The sequence below is a fragment of the Shewanella sp. MBTL60-007 genome (assembly GCF_019654915.1).
GTDB lineage: Bacteria > Pseudomonadota > Gammaproteobacteria > Enterobacterales > Shewanellaceae > Shewanella.
In genome coordinates this window covers 1-734 of record NZ_BPET01000163.1, presented here as the reverse complement: position 1 = coordinate 734, position 734 = coordinate 1, and the positions used below count along the sequence as shown (strand labels likewise).

General features: G+C 52.9%; 1 protein-coding gene. It reads left to right on the top strand.

Translation table 11 applies throughout. The annotated features are described in order from the left end of the window. Positions 1-734: hypothetical protein (locus K5Q92_RS24585; protein ID WP_220771257.1), on the top strand; the 734-nt coding region annotated here is incomplete at both ends.

Here is a 734-nt window from a genome sequence, read left to right as displayed (position 1 = left end):
AGAGAGGGAAAAAAAAGAGCAGGGGAGGGAAGGGAAAGAAAAAGGAGGGGAGAAAGAAAAGAAGAAAAGAGAAGGGGAGAAAAAAAGGGAGAGAGGAGGAGAGAAAAGAGGGAGAGGGAAAGAGGAAAAAGGAAAAAAAGAGGAGAAAAGGGAGGAGGAGAGGGGGAAAGAAAAAGAAAAGAGGAAAAAGGGGGAAAAGAAGGAAGGGAAAGGGGGGGAGAGGGGGGAGAGGAAGGAGAAAAGAGGAGAAAAGAAAGGGAAAAGAGGGAGGAGAAAGGAGAGAAGAAGGAGAAAGAGAAAAGGGAAGAAAAAGAGAAGAGGGGGAGAGAGAGAAGGAAAAAGAGGGAGGAGAGAAGGAGGAAGGGGGAAGGGAGAAAGGGGGGAAGAAAGGAGAGGGGGGAAGGAGGGGAAGGAGGAGGGGAAGAAAGGAAAAGGGAGAGGAGAAGAAAAAAAAGAAAGAAAGAGAAAAAGGGGAAAGAAAAGAGAGAAAGAAGGAAGGGGGAAGGGCGGGGGGCGAGGAAAGAGAAGGAAAAAAACGGAAGGAGAAGGGGAAAGAGAAGGCAAAAGGAGAGGGAAAGACGAAAGAGAAAGAGGGAGAGGGAAAAGGGAGAGGAGGGGGGCGGAGGGGGGCGAGCGCGGGGAGCAGGGGGAGCACGGGGGCGCAGCGGAGGAGGCCGGGGGCCCGGGGGGAGGGGATCAGGAAAAAAGGAAGGGAAAGAAGGAAGGGGGGGGGG